18 protein-coding genes are annotated in these 22,081 nt (G+C 57.1%); 6 read left to right on the forward strand and 12 right to left on the reverse strand.

Going from position 1 to position 22,081, the window contains the following annotated elements; translation table 11 throughout:
• Window positions 1-408: 408 nt before the first annotated feature.
• A complete protein-coding gene (locus CYR32_RS00005) occupies window positions 409-1,053 on the reverse strand; it encodes a flavin reductase family protein (RefSeq protein ID WP_101821313.1) in 645 nt (214 codons plus the stop codon).
• Between the two features lie 159 nt (window positions 1,054-1,212).
• Here CYR32_RS00005 and rlmF point away from each other — a divergent pair, with 159 nt between their 5' ends.
• Entirely contained in the window at window positions 1,213-2,181 is a 969-nt protein-coding gene (rlmF, locus tag CYR32_RS00010) for a 23S rRNA (adenine(1618)-N(6))-methyltransferase RlmF (protein WP_101821315.1), read from the forward strand.
• A gap of 65 nt (window positions 2,182-2,246) precedes the next feature.
• Here rlmF and glnQ read toward each other — a convergent pair whose 3' ends face one another.
• The 4 genes from glnQ to CYR32_RS00030 all read right to left on the reverse strand — a co-directional run bounded on the left by glnQ (window position 2,247) and on the right by CYR32_RS00030 (window position 5,128).
• Window positions 2,247-2,969: a glutamine ABC transporter ATP-binding protein GlnQ gene (gene glnQ / locus CYR32_RS00015; RefSeq protein ID WP_101821318.1), complete on the reverse strand. Its 723-nt coding sequence runs from the start codon at window positions 2,967-2,969 to the stop codon at window positions 2,247-2,249.
• Window positions 2,966-3,622, reverse strand: coding sequence for a glutamine ABC transporter permease GlnP (glnP, locus tag CYR32_RS00020; RefSeq protein ID WP_101821320.1), 657 nt, complete (start codon window positions 3,620-3,622; stop codon window positions 2,966-2,968). Before glnP ends, glnQ begins: the two co-directional genes overlap by 4 nt.
• 90 nt (window positions 3,623-3,712) lie before the next feature.
• Entirely contained in the window at window positions 3,713-4,465 is a 753-nt protein-coding gene (gene glnH, locus CYR32_RS00025) for a glutamine ABC transporter substrate-binding protein GlnH (protein ID WP_101821322.1), read from the reverse strand.
• Between the two features lie 396 nt (window positions 4,466-4,861).
• Complete coding sequence (locus tag CYR32_RS00030; RefSeq protein WP_101821324.1) at window positions 4,862-5,128, reverse strand: DksA/TraR family C4-type zinc finger protein; 267 nt, start codon at window positions 5,126-5,128, stop codon at window positions 4,862-4,864.
• 374 nt (window positions 5,129-5,502) lie between these two features.
• On the opposite strand from CYR32_RS00030, the gene CYR32_RS00035 reads away from it, so the two are divergent.
• From CYR32_RS00035 to CYR32_RS00055, 5 genes are all read left to right on the forward strand, one after another.
• Entirely contained in the window at window positions 5,503-6,486 is a 984-nt protein-coding gene (locus tag CYR32_RS00035) for a KpsF/GutQ family sugar-phosphate isomerase (protein WP_101821326.1), read from the forward strand.
• 119 nt (window positions 6,487-6,605) lie between these two features.
• Complete coding sequence (locus tag CYR32_RS00040; RefSeq protein WP_420912810.1) at window positions 6,606-7,766, forward strand: capsule biosynthesis protein; 1,161 nt, start codon at window positions 6,606-6,608, stop codon at window positions 7,764-7,766.
• 22 nt (window positions 7,767-7,788) lie between these two features.
• The gene (locus CYR32_RS00045; RefSeq protein ID WP_101822118.1) at window positions 7,789-9,462 is read left to right on the forward strand and encodes a polysaccharide biosynthesis/export family protein; all 1,674 of its coding nucleotides are present in this window, start codon (window positions 7,789-7,791) and stop codon (window positions 9,460-9,462) included.
• Between the two features lie 9 nt (window positions 9,463-9,471).
• A complete protein-coding gene (locus CYR32_RS00050) occupies window positions 9,472-11,532 on the forward strand; it encodes a capsular polysaccharide biosynthesis protein (RefSeq protein WP_101821328.1) in 2,061 nt (686 codons plus the stop codon).
• Window positions 11,533-11,625: 93 nt separating this feature from the next.
• Window positions 11,626-12,900 (forward strand): capsule biosynthesis protein, encoded by a 1,275-nt coding sequence (locus CYR32_RS00055; RefSeq protein ID WP_101821330.1) that lies wholly within the window; start codon window positions 11,626-11,628, stop codon window positions 12,898-12,900.
• 43 nt (window positions 12,901-12,943) lie between these two features.
• On the opposite strand, the gene CYR32_RS21940 is transcribed toward CYR32_RS00055, so the two are convergent.
• The 7 genes from CYR32_RS21940 to rhtA all read right to left on the reverse strand — a co-directional run bounded on the left by CYR32_RS21940 (window position 12,944) and on the right by rhtA (window position 21,960).
• Complete coding sequence (locus CYR32_RS21940) at window positions 12,944-13,684, reverse strand: CatB-related O-acetyltransferase (protein ID WP_101821332.1); 741 nt, start codon at window positions 13,682-13,684, stop codon at window positions 12,944-12,946.
• Window positions 13,681-17,202: an HAD family hydrolase gene (locus CYR32_RS00065; protein WP_146000647.1), complete on the reverse strand. Its 3,522-nt coding sequence runs from the start codon at window positions 17,200-17,202 to the stop codon at window positions 13,681-13,683. The genes CYR32_RS21940 and CYR32_RS00065 overlap by 4 nt, the downstream gene beginning before the upstream one ends.
• 106 nt (window positions 17,203-17,308) lie before the next feature.
• On the reverse strand, window positions 17,309-17,974 hold the full coding sequence (locus CYR32_RS00070) for an ABC transporter ATP-binding protein (protein ID WP_101821336.1): 666 nt from the start codon (window positions 17,972-17,974) through the stop codon (window positions 17,309-17,311).
• Window positions 17,971-18,747: an ABC transporter permease gene (locus CYR32_RS00075; protein WP_101821338.1), complete on the reverse strand. Its 777-nt coding sequence runs from the start codon at window positions 18,745-18,747 to the stop codon at window positions 17,971-17,973. Before CYR32_RS00075 ends, CYR32_RS00070 begins: the two co-directional genes overlap by 4 nt.
• Window positions 18,748-19,263: 516 nt before the next feature.
• Entirely contained in the window at window positions 19,264-19,767 is a 504-nt protein-coding gene (gene dps, locus CYR32_RS00080) for a DNA starvation/stationary phase protection protein Dps (protein ID WP_101817679.1), read from the reverse strand.
• Window positions 19,768-20,219: 452 nt separating this feature from the next.
• Window positions 20,220-20,996 carry a trans-aconitate 2-methyltransferase gene (gene tam, locus CYR32_RS00085; protein ID WP_101821340.1) on the reverse strand — a complete coding sequence of 259 codons (777 nt, stop codon included), beginning with the start codon at window positions 20,994-20,996 and terminating at the stop codon, window positions 20,220-20,222.
• An 85-nt stretch (window positions 20,997-21,081) separates the two neighbouring features.
• Window positions 21,082-21,960 carry a threonine/homoserine exporter RhtA gene (gene rhtA / locus CYR32_RS00090; protein WP_101821342.1) on the reverse strand — a complete coding sequence of 293 codons (879 nt, stop codon included), beginning with the start codon at window positions 21,958-21,960 and terminating at the stop codon, window positions 21,082-21,084.
• Window positions 21,961-22,081 lie beyond the last annotated feature (121 nt).

A 22,081-nucleotide genomic window follows, 5' to 3' on the forward strand; every position in this document is an offset into this window, starting at 1 on the left:
GGTGGGGGCGTAAAAATCATTGCCGAGTGGAGACGCAGGGCCGGGCGAGCACACAGGGATGTGTGCGAGAGTCGCAGCCACGCTGGGAGCGTGTCTGCGGCGGCCCGATCAGCCCGGAGGCGAAATGAGGGGAGCCGCGGGAGCGGCCAATGATTCAGCCGGGGCACCAAGGCGCGGGGATGCAAGGGGCGCGCGCCTACGCGCCCCTTGCGCGGTGGCGGCAGCGGGGCCGCAGAAAGACACGAGGCGTATGCCAACGCAACCACCTCGATCCCCCTTTAACTTCGGCTGACTGGCTGACTGGCTGACTGGCTGCCCGGCTGCATAAGCCACCGATACATGCCACGTTACCCCCGGTGGCGGCAGCGAAGCCGCCAAAAGCCCCCCGGACAGGGGCGAACGCCCGATCTACCTGGCATCCGGTCGGACAAGATCAAACCGCTGATCCTCTGAAATCCCGTAATAGGCGCTTGGGCCGCCTGCCCGCAAAATCGGCTCTGCGCGCGCGGTCTGGTAGATCCCCTCGTCCAGCAGGGCGCGGTCAATATGCACCGCCACCACTTCCCCCAGCACCAGCCAGGTGTCGAGCTTCCCGCCGTCTGCGCCCTCAAGCTGGATCAGCTGCGTCAGCTTACACTCGAAATTCACCGGGCTTTCCAGCACCCGGCAGGCGGCGACCCGGCGGCCGGGCACCGGCGTCAGCCCGGCGTGGGTAAACTCATCCTCACCGTTCGGCAACGTGGCGGAGGTCTCGTTCATCGGCACCGCCAGCGAACGGGTCGCCAGATTCCACACAAACTCCCCGGTGGCGCGGATATTCGCCACACTGTCTTTCCAGCCGGTGCTCGAAAAACCGATAATCGGCGGCCGGTAGTTAAAACAGTTAAAGAAACTGTACGGCGCCAGGTTGCGCTGCCCCCCGGCGTTCAGAGACGAAATCCAGCCAATCGGCCGCGGGCCGACAATCGCATTCAGCGGGTCGTGCGGCAAACCGTGCCCGGCCGCGGGTTCATAATAGTAACGGTCATCAGGGTGGCGCTTCTCTTCAGTCATGGCATACCTGCTTGTTTAATGGCGTAATCCTTAACGTTAGCTGGCCGCAGGGCGGTTCGTCCAGGGGGAGAATGTGCGCTGCGCGCGCCGATGGGGCCACTGCCGGGTGGCAGACTGTGCTATCGTATGCCGCAGAAAATGTTGTGAGAGAGCCTTCAGGTGCAAAAAAAGAAAACCTTCCCGCAGGAAAAAAGCGGACTCCATGCGCGCAACCGCCACCGCAGCCGTTACGATTTCCCGGCGCTCATCGCCTCCAGCCCGGAACTGGCCGCCTTTGTGGCGGAGAACGCCTGGGGTGACCTGTCAGTGGACTTCGCCGACCCGGCGGCCGTGAAGGCGCTGAACCGCGCGCTGCTGCGCCACTTCTACCAGATCGCCGAGTGGGACATCCCGGAAGGCTACCTCTGCCCGCCAATCCCGGGCCGTGCCGACTACCTGCACCACCTGGCTGACCTGCTCGCCTCCTGCAACCGCGGCGAAGTGCCGCGCGGCAAAAACATCACCATGCTGGATGTCGGCATCGGCGCGAACTGCATCTACCCGATCATCGGCCTGCATGACTACGGCTGGCGCTTCACCGGCAGTGACACCGATGAAACGGCGCTCGCGTCGGCCAAAAAGATCATCGCGCAGAACCCGCTGCTGACCCACAACGTGCGGCTGCGCCTGCAAAAACAGCCGCAGCATATCTTCAATAACATCATCAAACCCAACGAGCGCTACGACGCCACCCTCTGCAACCCGCCGTTCCACGCTTCGGCGGAAGAGGCCGCCTCCGGCACCCGCCGCAAGCGCCAGAACCTCGGCCAGGGCAACCCGGACGGCGCACCGCTGCTGAACTTCGGCGGCCAGAGCAACGAACTCTGGTGCGAGGGCGGCGAAGCGCTGTTCATCAGCCGCATGGTCAGCGAAAGCCGCAAACTGGCGCAGAACTGCTTCTGGTTCACCTCGCTGGTGTCGAAAAAAGAGACGCTGCCGCTGATCTACCAGGCGCTGGAAGATGCCGGCGCGGTGGCCGTGCGGACGCTGGAAATGGCGCAGGGGCAGAAGGTGAGCCGCGTCATCGCCTGGACGTTCCTGAACGAACGGCAGCAGGCCGCCTGGGCAGAGAGCCGCTGGCGGGGCTAAGCCCGTCAGGCAGAAGAACGCAGGGCAGGGCAGGAAAACGGCGGGCAGGACGCCCGCCGGAAACGTCAGGAGACGTGTTGCAGGAACTCGCGCAGGCGGTCGCTTGGCGGGTTGCTGATCAGGGCGTGCGGCTCGCCATCCTCGGCGATACGGCCCTTGTCGATAAAGATCAGGCGTGAGGCCACTTTCTCGGCAAACCCGACTTCGTGGGTGACGATCACCATCGTCATCCCCTCTTCAGCCAGATCCTTCATCACCGTCAGCACCTCATGGCGCAGCTCCGGGTCGAGCGCCGAGGTCGGCTCATCAAACAGCATCAGCTTCGGCTTCACCGCCAGCGCACGGGCAATCGCCACGCGCTGCTGCTGGCCGCCCGACAGCTCAGACGGGTAGTGATGGGCGCGCTCCGACAGCCCCACTTTGCCCAGCAGCTCTTTCGCCAGCTTCTCGGCGTCCGCTTTGTTGGCCCCGCGCACGCGGATCGGCCCGAACGCCACGTTCTCCAGCGCCGTGAGATGCGGGAACAGGTAAAACTGCTGGAACACCATGCCCGCTTCCTGGCGGATCAGGCGCTCGTCCACTTTCGGGTCGTTGACTTTCAGGCCATCCACCACCAGATCGCCGGAGGTGATCTCCTCCAGTTTGTTGATGCAGCGCAGCAGCGTCGATTTGCCGGAGCCGGACGGCCCGATAATCACCACCACTTCGCCCTGGTTAATCTTCAGGTCAATGTCATGCAGCACCTGGGTTTTGCCGAAGTGCTTGGAGACGTTTTTGAATTCGATCATATGATTTTCAGTTTTCTTTCAAGCCGGCGCAGGATGAAACTCAGGGCCAGGGTGATGATCAGGTAGATCACCGCCACTGCCGTCCAGATCTCCATGGCGCGGAAGTTCCCGGCGATGATCTCCTGGCCCTGGCGGGTCAGCTCAGCCACACCGATCACGATAAACAGGGAGGTATCTTTGATGCTGACAATCCACTGGTTGCCGAGCGGCGGCAACATGCGGCGCAACGCCAGCGGGGCGATCACGTAACGCAGGGTGTCACGCCGGGAGAGGCCCAGCGCCAGCCCGGCCTCACGGAAGCCGTTATGGATCGACAGCACCGCGCCGCGGGTGATCTCGGCGATGTAGGCCCCGGAGTTGATGATGATGGTCACCACCGCCGCGCTGAACGGGTCGATGCGCACCGGGATCATCATCGGCAGGGCGAAGTAGATAAACATCACCTGCACCACAATCGGCGTGCCGCGGATAAGCTCGATAAACACCAGCGCGATGTGGCTGGAGAGCCAGCCGCCATAGGCACGGGCAAAGCCCGCCACCACGCCGATAAGCAGGCCGCCCAGCAACCCGAGGACTGAAATCCACAGGGTCATCTTTGCGCCTTCGAGCAAAAGGGGGAGAGCGGGCCAGATGGCGCTCCATTCAAACTGCATGACTCATCTCCTGGAAAAACCGGCAGCGGCTGCTGCCGGGTAACTGCTTTACTGCGCCGGGTTGACTACACCGGCTTTACTGCGCCGGGCTTATTTAGGCTCGGTGCCGAACCATTTTTTGTAGATCTCGTTGTACGTGCCGTTGTCACGCAGGGTTTTCAGCGCGCCGTTGACCTTCTCGCGCAGATCGCTGTTTTTCGGGAACGCGATGCCGTACTGCTGGGCTTTGATCGACTCACCCACCGCTTTGAACTGGCCGTTACCGGCGGTTTTGATGAAGTAGAGGATGTTCGGCGTGTCATGCAGCACCGCATCCGCCCGGCCGGTGGCCAGCTCCATGTAGGCGTTGTCGATGTTCGGGAACTGGCGCAGGTCTTTGGTTTTGATATTGGCTTTCGCGTAATCCACCGAACCGGTGCCGCTCTTCACCGCCACCACTTTGCCGGCAAGGTCTTTCTCGCCGGTGATCGCGGTGTTGTCGTTTTTCACCATCACCAGCAGGCCGCTGTTGTAGTAGCCGTCAGAGAAGTCGATGGCGTTTTTGCGCTCCGGGGTGATGGTGATGCCGGCCAGCGCCAGGTCAACGTTATGGGTCTGCAGCGCCGGGATGATGCCGCTGAAATCCATCGGCTTCAGGCTGTAGTCGAGCTTCAGCTCCCTGGCGATGGCATCCCACAGGTCAATATCAAAGCCGACATATTTGTCGCCCTGTTTAAACTCAAACGGGACGAATGCGGTGTCGGTGGCCACAATCAGTTTATCGGCTGCGTGTGCGGAAAACGCGAACGCCAGTGACAAAGCAACCAGCGAACCTTTTGCGTATGAACGTAACAGTGACTTCATGGAGAGTTCCTTATATAAGGCCGGGGATGATAGCCATTTCTTATGTTTCACGCCCTGCTATGAAAAAATCGTGCCAACTTTTCGAGTTATTGAAAAGCAATAAGATTTTTCGCACTCAGCGCTAAAACAGCGCATGACCAGCAAAATTGCACCACTGAGGTGCACCAAAAAGGTGCGGCCGTTCATTCATGGTGCATATCTCTAGGATAAGCGCTGTGATGTGTGATTAACGTGCTGTTATTAACAATAACGCTGTTAGCTGACTACAAAATGCTAACTTTTGGCCGGCATAGCCGGAAAGCAGGGAAGAAAAAGGGGAAGCGAAGGGGGAGAGGGAACGCGATACCGATAAGAAAAAGTGATGAACCCCAGAACGGGGCCGGTCGCCCGGCCCGCTTAACGCAACTGGCTGTCTTTACTGCCGCGGCGGTTATACCCGGCGTGGTCCTGCGCTTCTTTGTCCAGCGCGGCCTGGCACTGCACACAATAACGCACCCCTTTCAGTGCCTGCCGCCGCGCCTCCGGGATCGGCTCACCGCACTCCTGGCAAAACTTCTCACTCTCGCCATGCCCCAGCGCCTGCCGGGCGCGCTGCACCGCATCTTCTACCGTGGAATCGATCTGATCCTGGACGGCCCCATCTTGTGCCCAACCACTGGCCATTATGCCTCCGTGACGCTGTGAAGAGATTAAAAAAACCGGTGCCACCTTGCCGGTGAAATATCCCGCCGGTTAAAGAAATTATAGTCGTTAAACCGGGTTTCTGCCGGAGGCGGGCGCTTTTCCACCAGCCAATTTGCGTTAAAGAAAGGTAAAGGCGGGGAGGTCATGTTACAGCAGGTAATATCAGGTTACGTTTGCTTAAATTATGAACGTAAAGTAAGAATAATCTTAAATTTATTGTGTTCAATTATGTCCTGTGATAAACAGGCAGCGCTTTAAACAGACCCTCTTTTTAAAGGTGTTATTTTCTGGCCACGCTATTTGGGCAGCCGCTCTGCCCGGCGTTATTTTTATTACCGGTTAAGGTTATTCCCGTGTCTGATACGCTGTTTTCCACGCTCCCCGGCTATTCTGCGTCGCCTGATAATATTGCGTCGATTAAACGCACCCTGAATGAGCAGGCTGATGCCCTGCGCACCCTGGCAGACCATATTGACCCTGCGCAATACCAGCAGGCGCTGGCATTCATCAGCCAGTGCAAAGGGCATGTGATTCTCTCCGGCATGGGAAAATCGGGCCACGTGGGGCGCAAAATATCGGCCACGCTCGCCTCAACCGGCACCCCCAGTTTCTTCATCCACCCGGCGGAAGCCTTCCACGGCGATCTGGGGATGATTACCCCTTATGACCTGCTGATCCTGATCTCCGCCAGCGGCGAGACGGATGAGATCCTGAAGCTCATTCCGTCCCTGAAGGCGTTCGGCAACCGCATCATCGCCCTGACCAATGCCGGGGCCTCGACCCTGGCGCACCACGCTGACGCCGTGCTGGAGCTGATGATGGAGAGCGAGAGCTGCCCGAATAACCTCGCCCCGACCACCTCCACCACCCTGACGATGGCGATTGGCGACGCGCTGGCGATTGCGCTGATGCAGCAGCGCCAGTTCCTGCCCACGGATTTCGCCCGCTACCACCCCGGCGGCTCGCTGGGCCGCCGCCTGCTGACCCGCGTGGCGGACCTGATGCAGACCACGGTGCCGCAGGTGCACGAGCACGCCACCTTCCGTGAGGTGATCCAGGAGATCACCGGCGGCTGCCAGGGGATGGTGGCGGTGAATGACGACGCCGGGCGGCTGGTGGGCATCATCACCGACGGCGACCTGCGCCGGGCGCTGGCGAAGTGCAGCGGCCTCGACACCTGCACCGCCCGCGACATCATGACCCGCGACCCGATTACCCTGCCGCAGGAGACGATGATCGCCGACGCGGAACGCCTGATGCAGCAGGAGCGCATCTCTGCGCTGCTGGTCACCGGCAGCGGGCAGGATGTGGTCGGCCTGATCCGTATATTTGATTAAAAAGTCAGCCAATTGGGCGAATAGCGCCCTTTTTTGCGCCATAACCTCTGCGTTACAGGGGATTAGTGCGCCTGATAATGGCACCACGCCACGCCCCCTTAATAAAATGATGACCCCTCATGTTAATGAATAACGTAAAAGCTGCGCTGCCGGGCAGGCAGCTCGCCCGGCGGCTGCGGCAGGCCGTGAATCTGGCCTTCCTGCATCGCCACCTGGCAAAAATCATCATTATTGCGCCGCTGGCGCTGTTGATTATTTATCTGGTGTTATTTAGCCAGCCGCGTTTTCAAAGTGAATCCACGGTGGCGATTAAACGTTCCGATGATATTAACGGCAGCAGTTTAAATGTCGGCTTATTGCTGGGGGCGAGTAATACCAGTTCGGCCGAGGACGCGCTCTATTTAAAAGCCTATATCAATTCGCCGGATATGCTGGCGATCCTCGACAAGCAACTTGATTTCCACCAGGCCTTTGGGGCCAGCGGCTGGGATATTTTCTACCACCTGCGGGCGGACCTGCCGCGCGAGCGTTTCCTTGAGTACTACCGCAACCGCATCAGCGTCATTTACGACGATAAAACCGGCTTGCTGACCATCGCCACCCAGGGCTTTACCCCGGAGTTCGCCCAGCGCTTTAACCAGGCGGTGCTGAAGGAGTCTGAGCGCTTTATCAATGAGCTCTCCCACCGGATTGCCCGTGACCAGCTCGCCTTTGCTGAGAAAGAGATGCACGAGGCCAGCAGCCGCCTCGACGCCAGCCGTGCGGCGCTGCTCGCCTACCAGAACAGCAACAGCATGCTGGACCCCGGCGCACAGGCGCAGGCGGCCAGCGCGCTGGTCAACACCCTGACCGGCCAGAAAATCCAGATGGAAGCGGAGCTGCGCAACCTGCTGACCTACCTGCGTGAGGATACGCCGCAGGTGGTGAGCGCCCGCAATGCGCTGGCCTCGCTCTCCGCCCAGATTGAGGCGGAGCAGAGCAAAATCACCGCCCCGGACGGCCGCCAGCTCAACACCATGGCGGTGGACTTCGAGGCGATCAAGGCCCGGGTCGCCTTTGATACGGATCTCTACAAGCTGGCGCTCACCTCTATCGAGAAGACCCGGGTCGAAAGCGCGCGCAAGCTCAAGGTGCTGTCGGTGATCAGCTCACCGCAGATGCCGGAAGAGTCAACGTACCCCAACAGCCCCTATTTGATCATCAGCCTGCTGCTGATCTGCTGCTTACTCTTCGGCACCATCAAACTGCTGCTGGCAGTGATTGATGACCACCGGGACTAATAACGACTACCGCGAGCACGCCATGAAACTGTTTAACACCTTTGTTCTTGCCCTGACGCTGCCGCTGGCCCAGGCGCAGGCGATCTCCCTGACCGCTGACCCGTCCCTGACCGGCGCAGCCCCGCTGCCGCAGGTCATCAGCGGCCAGACGGCCCAGCCCAAAAGCAACAGCCAGTTTGACGACACCCCGGCACCGGTGGTTCCGGCCCCGGCCAGCCGTATGTTCGGCGCGCAGATCTTCAGCGGCACCGGCGGCAACAGCGCCAGCAGCATCGGCTTCAACCCCGGCTACGTCATCGGGCTGGGCGACCAGATCCAGGTGCGGCTCTGGGGGGCCTTCAACTTTGAAGGCAGCCTGGCGGTAGACCCGAAAGGCAACATCTTCCTGCCTAACGTCGGCCCGATGAAAGTCGCCGGCACGCCGAACGGCCAGCTCAACAGCCTGGTCACCAGCAAGGTGAAAGAGGTCTATCAGGCCAACGTCAACGTCTACGCCTCGCTGGTACAGGCGCAGCCGGTCAAGGTATTCGTCACCGGGTATGTCAACAACCCCGGCCTCTACGGCGGCGTCGCCTCCGACTCGCTGCTCTCCTACCTGAGCAAAGCGGGCGGGGTGGACACCGAGCGCGGCAGCTATGTGGACATCGAAGTCAAGCGCGGCAACCGCGTGCGCAGCCACATCAACCTGTATGACTTCCTGCTGAACGGCAACCTGAGCCTGTCGCAGTTTGCCGACGGCGACGTGATTGTGGTCGGCCCGCGCCAGCACACCGTCAGCGTGCAGGGCGAAGTCTTCAACAGCTATGACTTTGAGTTCCGCGACGGCACGCTGCCGGTCAGCGAGGCGCTGAGCTGGGCGCGCCCGAAACCGGGGGCTACCCACATGACCATTATCCGCCAGCAGGGCACCGTCAAACGCAGCGAGTACTACCCGCTCAGCCAGGCGGGCGGCCGCTTCCTGCAGGACGGTGACCAGCTGATCGTCAGCGCTGACCGCTACGCCGGTACCATCCAGGTGCGCATTGAAGGCGCGCACTCCGGCGAACACGCGGTGGTGCTGCCTTACGGTGCCACCATGCGCCAGGTGCTGGCGCAGATCCGCACCAACAGCATGTCGCAGCTTAATGCCATCCAGCTGTTCCGCCGCTCGGTGGCGGAGCGCCAGAAAGAGATGCTGAACCTCTCCTTGCAGAAGCTGGAAGAGGCGTCGCTCTCGGCCCAGTCCGCCACCTCGGAAGAGGCCAACCTGCGGATGCAGGAGGCGCAGCTGATCAGCCGCTTTGTCGCCAAGGCGCGCAACGTGGTGCCCAAAGGGGCGGTGGTGCTCAATGAGAGCAACCTTGACCAGGTGATCCTGGAAGATGGCGACATCATTAACATCCCGGAGCGTACTTCTCTGGTGATGGTGCACGGCGAAGTGCTGTTCCCGAACGCGGTGGCCTGGCAGAAAGGGCTGTCGCCGGAGGATTACATCGCCAAGGTCGGGGGCTTCACCCAGAAGAAGGGCAACGCGAAGGTCATCGTTATCCACCAGAACGGCGAAGCGGATGACGCCGACAACGTCGACACCCTGCAACCGGGCGATGAGCTGATGGTGCTGCCGAAGTTTGAATCGAAGAGCATTGAGGTCACCCGCGGCATCTCGACCATCATTTACCAGATCGCCGTCGCCGCCAAAGTTATTTTGACGCTGTAAGGAGAGGGGATGATCGGCATCTTTTCGGCAGGCATTGCGCGTATTCCCCATCTTGAACAACTCCTGCCGGAAGGGGTCGCCAGGCTGGCATCTTACCGGCGGGTCCCGGCCCGTGTCAGCGCGATTGCGGTCTGGGGCCACCGCCCCAGCGGGAACAGGGCGGTGGCCGTGGCTCGCCGCCGCGGATTGCCGGTCTGGCGGCTTGAGGATGGGTTTATCCGCTCACTCGGGCTGGGCGTGGCCGGCAGCCCGCCCTGTGCCATCGTGGTGGATCAGGCAGGCATCTATTACGATGCCGCCCAGCCCAGCACGCTGGAATACCTGATTCAGGACCGGGCAGGCAATGCGCCGCTCTACCCGCAGGCCAGCCGGGCCATTGATACCATTACCCGGCTTGACCTCTCCAAATACAACCAGGCTCCCCCTTACCGCGGCCCGGTACCGGCCGGTGAAACGGTGCTGGTGGTGGATCAGACCTTTGGCGATAAGGCGGTCTGCCACGGCGGGGCCGGGCCGGGCGATTTTGTCCGGATGCTGGAGACGGCGCTGGAGGAGAACCCCCAGGCGACGGTGTGGGTCAAAGTACATCCCGATGTGCTGCACGGCAAAAAAGCGGGTTATCTGGCTGATGCTGCCCGTGAGGCGGCGGCACGGCACCCGCGTGTCATGCTGCTGACCTGCAACGCCAGCCCCTATTCGCTGCTTCAGCACGTCAGCCGGGTTTATGCGGTGACCTCCCAGTATGGATTTGAGGCGTTGATGGCCGGCAAGGCGGTGACCTGTTTCGGCTTGCCCTGGTATGCCGGCTGGGGCCTGACGGACGATCGCCATGCGGATGCCCCCTCTCTGGCTGCCCGCCGTGGCCGGGCCTCCCTGCCCGATCTTTTTGCAGCCGCCTATCTGCGCTATAGCCGCTATCTCGACCCGCAAAGCGGCAAAGCAGGCACGCTGGATGACTTACTGACGTGGCTGGACATGGCCCGGGATCATTGCCGTGAACGGCAAGGGACGCTGACTGCGCCGGGGTTGTCGGTGTGGAAACGGGCCATTTTGACCCCGTTCTTAAAGACGCCGGATAACCGGGTGCGCTTCGGCACCTCAATCAACGATGCCGCTGCCGGGGTGGTGTGGGGCATCAAAGGGGAGCGGCAGTGGCAGCAGGCGGGTCATGACCCGGCGTTGCCGGTCTGGCGGATGGAGGATGGCTTCCTGCGATCTGCCGGGCTGGGCTCCCATCTGCACCCGCCGTTGTCACTGGTGCTGGACAAAAGCGGCATCTATTACGACGCGACCCGGCCCAGTGATTTGGAGACGTTGCTGAACCACGGTGCGCTGACTGACCATCAGCGTGCGCGGGCGGCCGCGCTCCGCCAGCGCCTGCTGGCAGCCCGCCTGAGCAAATACAACCTCGGGGCGGCGTTCTCACGCCCGGCCGCCGCCGCCGGGAAACGGCTGCTGCTGGTGCCGGGGCAGGTAGAGGATGACGCCTCCATTCTCACCGGCACGCTGGGGATCCGCAGCAACAGCGCGTTACTGCGGACAGTGCGGGAACGCCACCCGGACGCCTACATCCTTTATAAACCGCACCCGGATGTGCTGGCCGGTAACCGCAAAGGGGCGGTGGCGGCGCAGGATGTGGCGCGCTGGGCTAATGAAACCGTGCTGGATGCCGATATTATCCACTGTATCCGGGCAGCGGATGAGATCCATACCCTGACCTCGCTGGCCGGGTTCGAGGCCCTGATGCACGGCAAGCCGGTAACCTGCTATGGCGTTCCCTTCTATGCCGGTTGGGGGTTAACGCAGGATGAGTATCCCTGTCCGCGGCGGACGCGTGAAATTACGCTGGATGAGCTGGTGTATCAGGCGCTGATCCGTTACCCCAGTTATATTCACCCCGCGTCCGGTAAACCTATTACCGCCGAAGCTGCCGTGAGTTATCTGGAAACACTCCCGCGTGGAGAGATGTTTATTGCAAAACGGAAATTCAGCAGCGCGATTAACGCGTATAAAAAGATAAAAATGCTGATTAAAGTCAAATTAAATTATAACGCCGCCCAACACCTTTAATTAATCTGGCCATGCCGGCGATACACGCGTGTTAAAGGCATGAATAATAATTAAGGCCCGTAAACCGGGCCAGGCTTTTTCACGTTGGTGTATATGGAAAATAGCGCCCTCAGGTTATTACTTTCTGGGAAGAAATATCTGTTGCTGCAAGGGCCGATGGGGCCTTTTTTCAGTGATGTCGCGCAGTGGCTGGAAACCCACGGACGCGAAACCGTGAATGTCGTCTTTAATGGGGGTGACCAGTTTTATTGCCGCCATCGCACTGTATTGCCTTATCGCGCCACGCCAAAAGAATTCCCCGGCTGGCTGAAAGAGGTCTGCCGCCACTATACCTTCGACACCATCCTCTGCTTTGGGGATTGCCGCCCGCTGCACCGTGAAGCCAAACGCTGGGCGCAGGCAAAAGGGATACGTTTCCTGGCCTTTGAAGAGGGGTATCTCCGGCCCCATTTCATTACCGTGGAGCAAGGGGGCGTCAATGCCTTTTCCGGCTTACCGCGTGAAAGTGAGTTTTACCGGCAATTACCGGCGCAGGAGCCGATGGCTATTACCCCGCTTTCCCCCTCATTTTCACTGAGGGTAGGGCATGCCATCACCTATTATTTAATGGGAAGCTGGTACCGCCGGCAATTTGCCCAATACCGGCACCACAAATCTTTTTCCCCGGTGTATGAGGCGCGCTGCTGGATCAGGGCGGCCTGCCGTAAATATTGGTATGGGTTCCGCCAGCGGAATATGATGCCCCGGTTGCGAACGGCACTTGACCAGCGTTATTACCTGGTTATTTTACAGGTTTATAATGACAGCCAGATCCGCCACCACAGCCCTTATCAGGACGTCCGTGATTATATTAACGATGTGATCTACTCCTTCGCCAAAAAAGCCCCGGCAGATCAATCCCTGGTGATTAAACACCATCCGATGGATCGCGGTCACCGGCTTTATGGCCCGCTGATTCGCCGCCTGAGTGAACAGCACAAGGTCAGCCAGCGGGTATTTTACGTCCATGACCTGCCGATGCCGGAATTACTGAACCATGCCCGCGGAGTGGTAACCATCAACAGCACCGCCGGAATTTCAGCGCTGGTCCATAACAAGCCGCTTAAAGTGATGGGCCGGGCGCTCTATGATATGCGCGGGCTGACATTTCAGGGGCACCTGCATCAGTTCTGGGGATCGGATTTCAAGCCGGATATGAAACTGTTCCAGCAGTTCCGCACCTATCTGCTGAATACCACTCAGATTAACGCCGTGTATTATGGGGAAAATTATCACTTTCAATCTGATGAGGAAGAGGTATCCAGGCAGGATACAAGCTGGGCAGGTGCAGGCAGCACACAGGAAATGGGCAAAACACTTAGACCCTGAAGGAATAAATACCGGGCAGCCGTATAACGCTGCCCGGCCAATTTTAAATGACGTCGTTCCAGGTAACGACATCTGGCGTAAAGGGCACAAGTTTCCCTGCGGCTTTCAACATCTCCAGATGGCTAAGCGTAGTTTCTACCTTTGTCCAATCCAACCCCTCAACGTTACGGATATCATAGTCCCACCAACATAAAGCCAGCAGCCGGGCAATAATATCAGGCGCAAAACGATATTTTATAATACGTGCAGGGGTTCCGCCGACCACGGCAAAAGGTGGAACATCACGGGTAATAACTGCGCGTGAGGCGATAATTGCCCCATCACCAATCTTACAACCACGACGGATAAATACACCTTCGCCTATCCAGACATCATTACCAATGGTATTACGGCCTTCATTACTGCCTTCCAGACGGAATGCGTCTGTCGCTTTCTTAATCGTACCGGCCTGGTGGCGATAGAATGACGCCGTCTCCGGGTGCCGTTTCCAATACCGCGTGGTATAGAACATAGGCGAGGTAGACAAATAACCTGTCGGATGTTCACTCTCACCTACGGTAAGACGCCGTGCAATAGAACAATAGCGCCCGATACGATCGGTTGCCATAATTAAGGCATCTTCCCCTATATAACTGTACGCGCCAAAAGAGCGGACATCATAATGTCCGCGGGCCAGCCAGATCGGTGATTCAAACGTCATGTCTGCCGGACGAATCAGTTTTGTCTCTTCTGGCGAGACAATATCAATATGACGCCGGGCCAATTCCAGAAAAGGCGTGGTCATAAATTGTTATATCCTTTTAAATAACGTTTTCCCAGCTTACGTAATAATGGGTTCTTGGCATCGTTAAAGAAAAGATGCGGTTTATGTTCAAATTTATATTTTTTCTTCTCAGAGAGCGTATTTAACATGACCCAACGAATTACATGGTGTGTCACGCTGCGCTGTGCAGGGGGCGCATAATTATGGCTGAGGATGTCAGCCGGTGCAGGAGTAGCCGCCAAGGTCTTCGCTGCTGCAGGTTTCGTTGCAGGTTTCGCTGCAGGTCTTGGTGCGCGTTTAGGCGCAGGTTCTGAGGCCTGTTTAGCCGATTGATCTTTTAACAGAACCTCCCGGCCTTTTTGCCAGACACAGGGCATATCTAATGTTTTAAGGTCAGGCAAAATTGTTTTATATGCTGTGCCACCGTATGCATCTTCAAACATCACACCCGCCAGGATAGCCGCATCACGTGGGTGTGGGTTATTGAAGTAGTTATCCATGAGACGCAGGGTTTTATTAGGCTCAATGTCCAGTGCATAAAAACGCCGGCCAAGGATACGGGCTACCTCTGAAATAAACGCTATTGCGCCTTGTTGTACGTTATGAACTACCTCTTCACGGCGTGCTTCAACCGGTGAACGTGCCATAAATACGGGATAAAGGTTTTTTTGCCAATCCCGTGTCATGCAGACAAAAGAGGTATCTTCACTGCTGAATAAGGTTTCATAAAGAGGCACATGACGACAGAAAGGATGATAAGTATCATGCCGGTCAATAAATTCAGCCAGGTAGCCGCGAATAGGCAAGTTACGCTGTGCTACCCGCTTCAGAGCCTGGCGGAAGGTCATCAGATAGTACCCGCCAATCTCTTTCTCTCCACCCGATAACTGATGCAGAGATTCCTGCATCGTACCTGCATACCCAATATCAACAATGGCATTTTTGGTCACGCCATAAATACCGCTTTGTTGCAGATAATCAAGATAATGAGCACGTTCTTCCGCTGCCGCAGCAAGCAGGATAGGCTGCAGATCGCCAAATAACGCTTCCAGACGTGGTACATCCCCCGCTGTCAGTGGGCTTTCCGGCATATACTCGTGCTTTTTAAGTATCTCCAGAGGAACCAGATCAATATTGATCCCAAAGCGATGTTTTAACAGATGGGAGAGTTTGACCCGGTGGGCAAAGTCTACATGCAGAAGATCCAGAATATCACTCATATTCTGTACCTTCGCCAGGTTAACGGCCCGGCGTGAACAAAGTAGGTAGTGTGAGCGAGGGGCGTTGGGATAAAGAGGCGCTACCGCATCATAAGCTGCCTTCATAATTTTGCCATCGCGTGACAGGAAATAGAGATCTTCGACACCGTCGCGGATAGCATTTTCCAGCAGCCACTTAGTATAGCCCAGGAGTAATGCGCCAAAACCGTAATAGCCCAGTTTCCAGGGCGATCCTCCAAATACGGTACCTTTACGATGGGGCAGGTAGGGGTTGTCATGCAGGCGGTTGCCGGCAATGGAAAGCAGCATACGCCAGTCAAGTGAATGGCGGGCTTCATCACGTGACCAGGGCAGCGTATAATTACTATTCGCTTCAAAAACGTCAGACGCTTTTACCAGATGGAACGGTTTTAAACCCCGTGATTTCGCGCGTTTTACATCGGCATCAAGATTATCACCAATATGCAGGATACGGCTGGGGTCGACCTGCATTTGTTCCAATACCCGGTCAAATAACACGCCACTGTGTTTTTTCGCTCGGTAGGTAGAGGAAACGAACAAACGTTCATAACCGGTATAGCCATTCTTCTCTAATATCTCTGCCAGGAAAGATTCCGGCAGGTACATATCAGAGATAATAATAATACGTTTATTCAGGCTCTTGGCTTCTAAAAAGGCTTTATAACCAGATGCGCGTGGGTAAAGTAATTCACGCTCGGCTGACATTTCAGCCTGCATCAGACGGCGCATTACACTCTCATTCAACCCAAGGTCTGCTGCCAGCACCTGATAAATCTCTTCAAAGGTTACTTCGCCTTCGCCACGTTCAATGGCAGCAAGAAACGCAGCTTTTTCTGCGGCACGGCGGGACGTTTTGAAATCCAGGGTAGCAATACCGGTGATATCACGTGCTTCATTATTAATGAAGGTATAAAGATCGGTAGGCGATTTAAAAGGACGATAAAGTAACGTATCGAAAATATCGAATGAGACAATATCGTGTTTCATAATTTGCTGGGAAAGCTCATGACAATGATCCATAGAGGATTCCCCGCGTACTTTATTGAAGTACCCTAATGCCTCCAGTAACTGGCTTTCACGACGTTCTTCAAGCAGGATCTGGCCAACGGGGCGGTTGCACCACGGGGAAAACTCTCCGGTGGCCGCAAAATGTTTTAACCACTCTGCATAACGGCTGTCTGCTAAGAAACTCATCGGACAGTGCTGATGGCGAAGTGTTTCTACCATCAGGGCATCGCGGTTTTGCGGTGCGGGACTGGCTGCCTGGGTTAAAAGCGTTTCCAGCGTAGCGGCGGTAGTGAACGGTGTCAGATGGCTTTCGCCCAAAGCCAGCAACGGTTTTTGCCAAAAAGCTGCCTGAAACCCAATAGAGGAGGAGATAGTGATGACACCATCTACCAAAGGAACCAGGAATTGCGAAACCCATGCAATGTTATCTGTCTCTTTACGATAGATAAAATTAGGGAAACGGCTTCGCAAATAGTTAATCCCTTGCTCAGTTAATACAGCGCTTTGTGCATCACGGGATTTATAATTAGTGACCAACAGAGCATAGTCAGCAGGTAAGCGGGTTAATATATCAACCAAAATATCAAATTGGCTTTTATTATTACCTATAACACTGCTTATCATGAAATAGTTGTCAATTTGCAGCGGCAACAGTACGACTTTTGAAAAACGCTGATAAATATCATCGACAATGCTTTTAACAGGTGATACCGCCTGCAAAAATTGATTCTCTGTCAGCCGTAACTTATGTAATGCTTCCATTTCTTTATCGGAAACCACATTGCCTTCATACTTTTTAGCTGCAGCATGCTGTAATAGACCGGTATCCAGAGAGACGAGCTGGCTAAAAGGCGGGCGAGAAAAGAAGCCCGGCATCTGGTAGAGCATTTTTGCTTGCGGGTAAAGTGTAGCAAGAAAATTGGCAGGGCTTTCCCATACAATAATTACGTCAGGTGTAAATGCTTCCGGGAGTGCATGGGTCAGTAATTCTCCTAGCCTTTCTACTTCACCTTCATGGTAATCATTAACATGGTGACGTTGAGCACGGGTGAGATAACTTTCACCTTTCATCCACTCAACCGGATCGATAACGGCCAGCGTATCAATATTGCGTGTGTGCCGGTCTTCCAGACATTGACTGGCGATCGGTGTGCCCATTAACGCGACAACGTTCATGCCTGATTGTTGCAATGATTTAATCTGCGGCAGAAAAGAGTTGCGCAACGTGGCATAACGAAAAAGTGGGTTACCGAACTCAATAGACGGCTCAAGGTAAAAAAGAATATTCATGTCAAAATACCAAAGTAGTTAACGTTATTAGCTGCATAAGGCAACGTGCATTTAATAAATAAATTTGTATTTGTATCGGGCAGAAAAAGTAAGGGAAGAGGGGGGCTTACAGCCCCTCTTCCTTCTGGTACACCGCAATAGCCTCATCCACGGTGTCGTAGTAGGTCACCTGGTTATCACGGCCGATAAACAGGGCGGCGTCGCAGTATTCGCGCAGGCTGTTGAGGCTGTGGGAGACCATCAGAAAACTCGATTCGGCGTGGCGCGCTTTGAAAAGCTCCGCACATTTCTGTTTGAAACGCGCATCGCCCACCGCCGTGACTTCGTCGACCAGGTAGTAGTCGAAGCGGAAGGCCATGCTCAGGCCGAACCCAAGGCGGGATTTCATGCCGGAGGAGTAGGTCTTGATCGGCATGTCGAAATATTTGCCCAGTTCAGCAAACGCCTCCACAAAGGCCACTTTCTCTTTCAGCTCCGCGGCCGGGGCGTAAAGCCGTGCCACAAATTTCACGTTTTCCCGGCCGGTCAGGCTGCCCTGAAAACCACCCGCCAGCCCCACCGGCCAGGAGATGCTTTTGCGGGTCACGACCCGGCCGCTGTCCGGCCGGTCAATGCCGCCAATCATCCGCAACAGCGTCGATTTCCCGGCACCGTTGCGGCCTACCAGCGCCACGCTTTTGCCTTCGGGCAGCACCACGCTCAGGTCTTTATAAACGTAATGACGGCCGGCCGGGGTGCGGTAGGATTTGGTCAGGTTCTCAATGGTAATCATGATGTCAGCATCGCCTCTTCGCGTACCCGGTAGAGCGCAAGCCCGGTAAACAGTACCCCTAACGTGCAGAGCGCCAGGTAGCCGAGGCTGACGCCGTCACTGACGTAGCCGGGCATCACCGCCTGGCGGCACAGCTCCACCACATGCACCAGCGGGTTCCAGAGCAGGTAAGGCCAGTACTCTTTGGGGATGCTGTGCAGCGGGAACATCACACAGGAGATGAAGTAGAGCGGCTTGATCAGGATCGGCAGGAACTTCTCCGTCTCAGGGAAGCTTTTTCCCACCACCATAAAGATCAGCCCGATGCCGCTGGCGAACAGCACCAGCAGCAGCCAGACGCAAATCAGCGTAATCAGCTGCGTAATGGCAAACTGCTCGCCCAATAACCCGACGCCCAGCATCAACACCAGATAGACCACGCCATAAATCACCAGCTCCAGCCCGGCACGCGCAATAATGGTGTCAATGGGTTTTACCGGGCGGTAATTAAACAGCCCCTGGTTGGCCTCTATCGCGCCGATGGAGCGGTTGCTGATGTTGCTGAAAATAAAGAACGGAATAATGCCGTTAATCAGAAATACCGGGAAGGAAATATCGGGCATGGTGCGGTGCATGATATAGCCGAATATCGCCAGCAGAATCACAATATGGGCCGCCGGCTCCAGCGCGGCCCAGAGGTAACCCAGGCGGTACTTGCCGAAGCGGGTTTTTATCTCTCGTAAAAACAGGGCTTTAACCGCTGCTTTTTGTACTTCCAGTCCACTACGGGCCATGAGAAATCCATCAGGTAATAAGAGTGTCCATGCGCTGCTGCGCCCCGCGGCAACCCGGTAACCGGGGCAAGGCGCATGACGGCATACACCGTCATGGCAGGGCCGGATAATGCGCAGCCACGCCGGTCAGGAGATAATAATTTGATTTAAGGTGGTGTAATGCGCAGATAAAGGCACCGAAATCATGGTTATTTACGCGACGGGTTCAGGAAAAAGCGCGGCCAATATCCGGTGGGTTTCCATCAATACACGTAAACAAAGTGTGGCGCACGTTACAGGGAATAACGGAAGGGAGTAAAGATGCTTTGCGCTATCAATAATCATAAATCCATTCATTAGCCCTATCAATTTAAGATAATTCTTAGGGTTTCATGATAAGTGATTATTTATCAATAGCTTATAAAATGAAGGGAAATAAAAAGGCAACCCCTTGGGTTGCCTCTCTGGCTGGCCTGCTGGGCCATCACGATCAAAGAACAGGGTCACAGCGCCGTGGCGCGGCGCTGTAGTTGTTCATTATTCGATGTTGGATTCAATGAACCACAGGAATTTGTCCAGGTCGCGGGAGGCCGCCGTCAGGATGTCAGCGGTATCTTCGTCTTGTACCTGCGTAATCGCTTTGCGGGTCTCGTTCGCGGTCACGGCGTAACGGTCCGCCAGCGCTTTGACATGCTCCTGCACGCTGTGGATGTTGGTCGGGTAGCTTTTCAGCGGGGTCTGATCGTTGACGATCTGCACGGTACCCAGCGCCACGCCGCCCAGCTGCACCACACGCTCTGCCAGGGTGTCCTGGTGGTCAGTGATGGTGGTACGGAAACCGTCCAGCATTTCATGCACACCGATGAAGTTGCCGCCGCGCATGTTCCAGTGCGCCTGTTTGGTGATCAAAGAGAGATCAATAAATTGCGCGACCAGACGGTTCAGGATCTTGATGGTTTCGATCTTGACGTTTTCGTCCACGTCGTTACGCGTATAGAGGAGTTCAGAAGAATTCGTTTTTACCAGTTTAGCGGTACTCATAATAGTTATCCTCTTGATTATCAGTTGCGGATTCAATACTGGTTAAGTATAGCAACCTTTTTAACATCTGCCGGAAATCTTGCTCGTGACCGCGCCTATCATACTAATAGGCATTGGCATCTTTTCCTTTTCCAGCGTCTTGATTTTGTCTGTGTAATCAATCTGCTGTTAATAAACCTAAGGCCGCTGCCGGCATAATTCAACCTCTGGGGCTAAAGAAAGTTATAACCTGATGATTAAGAATGGAATTTATTTATATGCCACAGGGCGGGAAATAATATCACCCAGGTGGAAAATAAACGCGCCGGCTGTTTTTTAGGATTTTACTGAAAAAGGAAAGCGCCCTGGGCAGGCTGTCAGAATAAATTCACTTCTGTGTAACAAAAAATAACGGCAGGGCGCTGAAAAATAGCGTGACGCCGGGCAGGAAAATAAGCCGGCCCGGCGACGCATTATATTTTGCGGCGGGCGACCAGGAATAGCCGCGGGAAGGCCAGCATCACATTGCCGTCACGGCGTTTGGGGTAGGCGAGGTCGATCTCTGACTGGTAGTGCTGAAGGAAAGTCTGCTGCCCCACGGCGTCCAGCGGTGCCAGGAACGGGCGCAGGCCGGTGGCGCGCACCCAGTCCACCACGGCGTTGGAGGAGGGCAGCAGGTGGAAATAGGTGGTGCGCCAGATGTCGACGCTCTCTGCCAGCGGTGCCAGCAGGTCGTAATACTCGCCGGGCGACAGGATGCTGACCCGCCCGGCGGCGGCCTCGCCAATCTGCGCTTTCCACGGCGCACGCGCGGCCACCTCACGCATCAGGCGGTGGCTCGGCTCATCGCGGTTGTCCGGCATCTGCACCGCCAGCGTGCCGCCGGGGGCGAGCTGCGCCATCAGGCGCGGCAGCAGCGTGCGGTGGTCGGGCACCCATTGCAGTGACGCATTCGCGTAGATCAGATCCTGCGGCTGCGCCGGCTGCCACTGGCTGATGTCCGCCTGTTCAAAGGTGCAGCCGGGCAGGCGGGTACGGGCGCTCTCCAGCATGGTGCCCGAGTTATCGATGCCGGTCAGCGCGGCCTGCGGAAAGCGCTGTTTCAGCAGCTCGGTGGAGTTGGCCGGGCCGCAGCCGAGATCGGTAACAAACCGGGCGGTCTGGCGCGGGACGCGGGCCAGCAGCTCCTGGGCGGGGCGGGTGCGTTCCGCTTCAAACTGGCGGTAAAGCTCAGGGTTCCAATCCGGCATAGTGATCTCCTGGTAAAAGGGGCAGGTTGATTAACGCAGCGTAAACAGACAGAGAATAAATAAGCATGGCGTTAACAAGCGTAGATCATGCGCGTTTGCTGGTCAGCGTCGCCCCGGCCGAGGCGATGATAATGGCGCTTAATGCCAGCCACTGCACCAGGCTCAGGTGCTCATGCAGGAACAGCATGCCGGAGAGCGCCGCCAGCGCCGGTTCCAGGCTCATCAGGGTGCCGAAGGTGCGCGCGGGCATTCTGGTCAGCGCCACGATCTCCAGGGAATAAGGCAGGGCGCTGGAGAGCACCGCCAGCGCCAGCGCCAGCGGCAACAAGGCCGGGGCGAACAGCGCGCTGCCGGTCTGAATGAGGCCGATTGGGCAGTAGATCAGCGCGCCAACCAGGGAACCGGCCGCCACCGTGGCCGGGCCGTTCTGGCTGCCGGCGCGCTGCCCGGCCAGAATATAGATGGCCCAGCAGCCCCCGGCACCCAGCGCCAGCAGCGCGCCCCGGAGGTCAACGCTGCCCAGCGAATGGCCGAGCGGCAGCAGGAACCACAGCCCGAGCACCGCCAGCACCACCCAGAGGAAATCCACCGCCCGCCGCGAGCCGGCGATCGCCAGCGCCAGCGGCCCGGTAAACTCCAGCGCCACCGCGATGCCCAGCGGCACGGTGCGGATCGACTGATAGAACAGGAAGTTCATGGTGCCGAGCGCCAGCCCATAGAGCAGCAGCGGCAGCAGGTTGCCGCGGTGCAGCCGCATCCGCCAGGGTTTGAAAATCACAAACAGGATAAGTGTGCCCAGCCCCAGGCGCAGGGCAGTGATGCCCGATGCGCCCACCAGCGGGAACAGCGATTTGGCCAGCGCCGCACCGCCCTGGATAGAGACCATCGACACCAGCAGCAGGCAGACCGGCAGCAGCATCGACGCTGCCCCGGCGGCAGGCGTAACAGAAGCAGGGGATTTCATCGTCTTCCTTTTAAGATCCACAGGATGCCCGATCACTGGGCGGAACCAAATCAGTGTAAGGGAGGGCAGGCGCAGCGGGAAGTGTAAAAACAGGTCAATTTAATGTTAAACAGCCGTTTAC

The organism is Chimaeribacter coloradensis, from assembly GCF_002858715.1.
In the GTDB taxonomy this organism is placed as follows: Bacteria; Pseudomonadota; Gammaproteobacteria; order Enterobacterales; family Enterobacteriaceae; genus Chimaeribacter; species Chimaeribacter coloradensis.

What these genes read in the sequence shown, in the direction of transcription:
- CYR32_RS21940 (WP_101821332.1), bottom strand. Translation starts at nt 13,684, where the DNA reads ATGACCACGCCTTTTCTGGAATTGGCCCGGCGTCATATTGATATTGTC.
- CYR32_RS00070 (WP_101821336.1), bottom strand. Translation starts at nt 17,974, where the DNA reads ATGATTACCATTGAGAACCTGACCAAATCCTACCGCACCCCGGCCGGC.
- CYR32_RS00055 (WP_101821330.1), top strand. Translation starts at nt 11,626, where the DNA reads ATGGAAAATAGCGCCCTCAGGTTATTACTTTCTGGGAAGAAATATCTG.
- tam (WP_101821340.1), bottom strand. Translation starts at nt 20,996, where the DNA reads ATGCCGGATTGGAACCCTGAGCTTTACCGCCAGTTTGAAGCGGAACGC.
- CYR32_RS00045 (WP_101822118.1), top strand. Translation starts at nt 7,789, where the DNA reads ATGAAACTGTTTAACACCTTTGTTCTTGCCCTGACGCTGCCGCTGGCC.
- CYR32_RS00040 (WP_420912810.1), top strand. Translation starts at nt 6,606, where the DNA reads ATGTTAATGAATAACGTAAAAGCTGCGCTGCCGGGCAGGCAGCTCGCC.
- CYR32_RS00065 (WP_146000647.1), bottom strand. Translation starts at nt 17,202, where the DNA reads ATGAATATTCTTTTTTACCTTGAGCCGTCTATTGAGTTCGGTAACCCA.
- CYR32_RS00030 (WP_101821324.1), bottom strand. Translation starts at nt 5,128, where the DNA reads ATGGCCAGTGGTTGGGCACAAGATGGGGCCGTCCAGGATCAGATCGAT.
- CYR32_RS00005 (WP_101821313.1), bottom strand. Translation starts at nt 1,053, where the DNA reads ATGACTGAAGAGAAGCGCCACCCTGATGACCGTTACTATTATGAACCC.
- glnH (WP_101821322.1), bottom strand. Translation starts at nt 4,465, where the DNA reads ATGAAGTCACTGTTACGTTCATACGCAAAAGGTTCGCTGGTTGCTTTG.
- rhtA (WP_101821342.1), bottom strand. Translation starts at nt 21,960, where the DNA reads ATGAAATCCCCTGCTTCTGTTACGCCTGCCGCCGGGGCAGCGTCGATG.
- dps (WP_101817679.1), bottom strand. Translation starts at nt 19,767, where the DNA reads ATGAGTACCGCTAAACTGGTAAAAACGAATTCTTCTGAACTCCTCTAT.
- CYR32_RS00075 (WP_101821338.1), bottom strand. Translation starts at nt 18,747, where the DNA reads ATGGCCCGTAGTGGACTGGAAGTACAAAAAGCAGCGGTTAAAGCCCTG.
- glnQ (WP_101821318.1), bottom strand. Translation starts at nt 2,969, where the DNA reads ATGATCGAATTCAAAAACGTCTCCAAGCACTTCGGCAAAACCCAGGTG.
- glnP (WP_101821320.1), bottom strand. Translation starts at nt 3,622, where the DNA reads ATGCAGTTTGAATGGAGCGCCATCTGGCCCGCTCTCCCCCTTTTGCTC.
- CYR32_RS00050 (WP_101821328.1), top strand. Translation starts at nt 9,472, where the DNA reads ATGATCGGCATCTTTTCGGCAGGCATTGCGCGTATTCCCCATCTTGAA.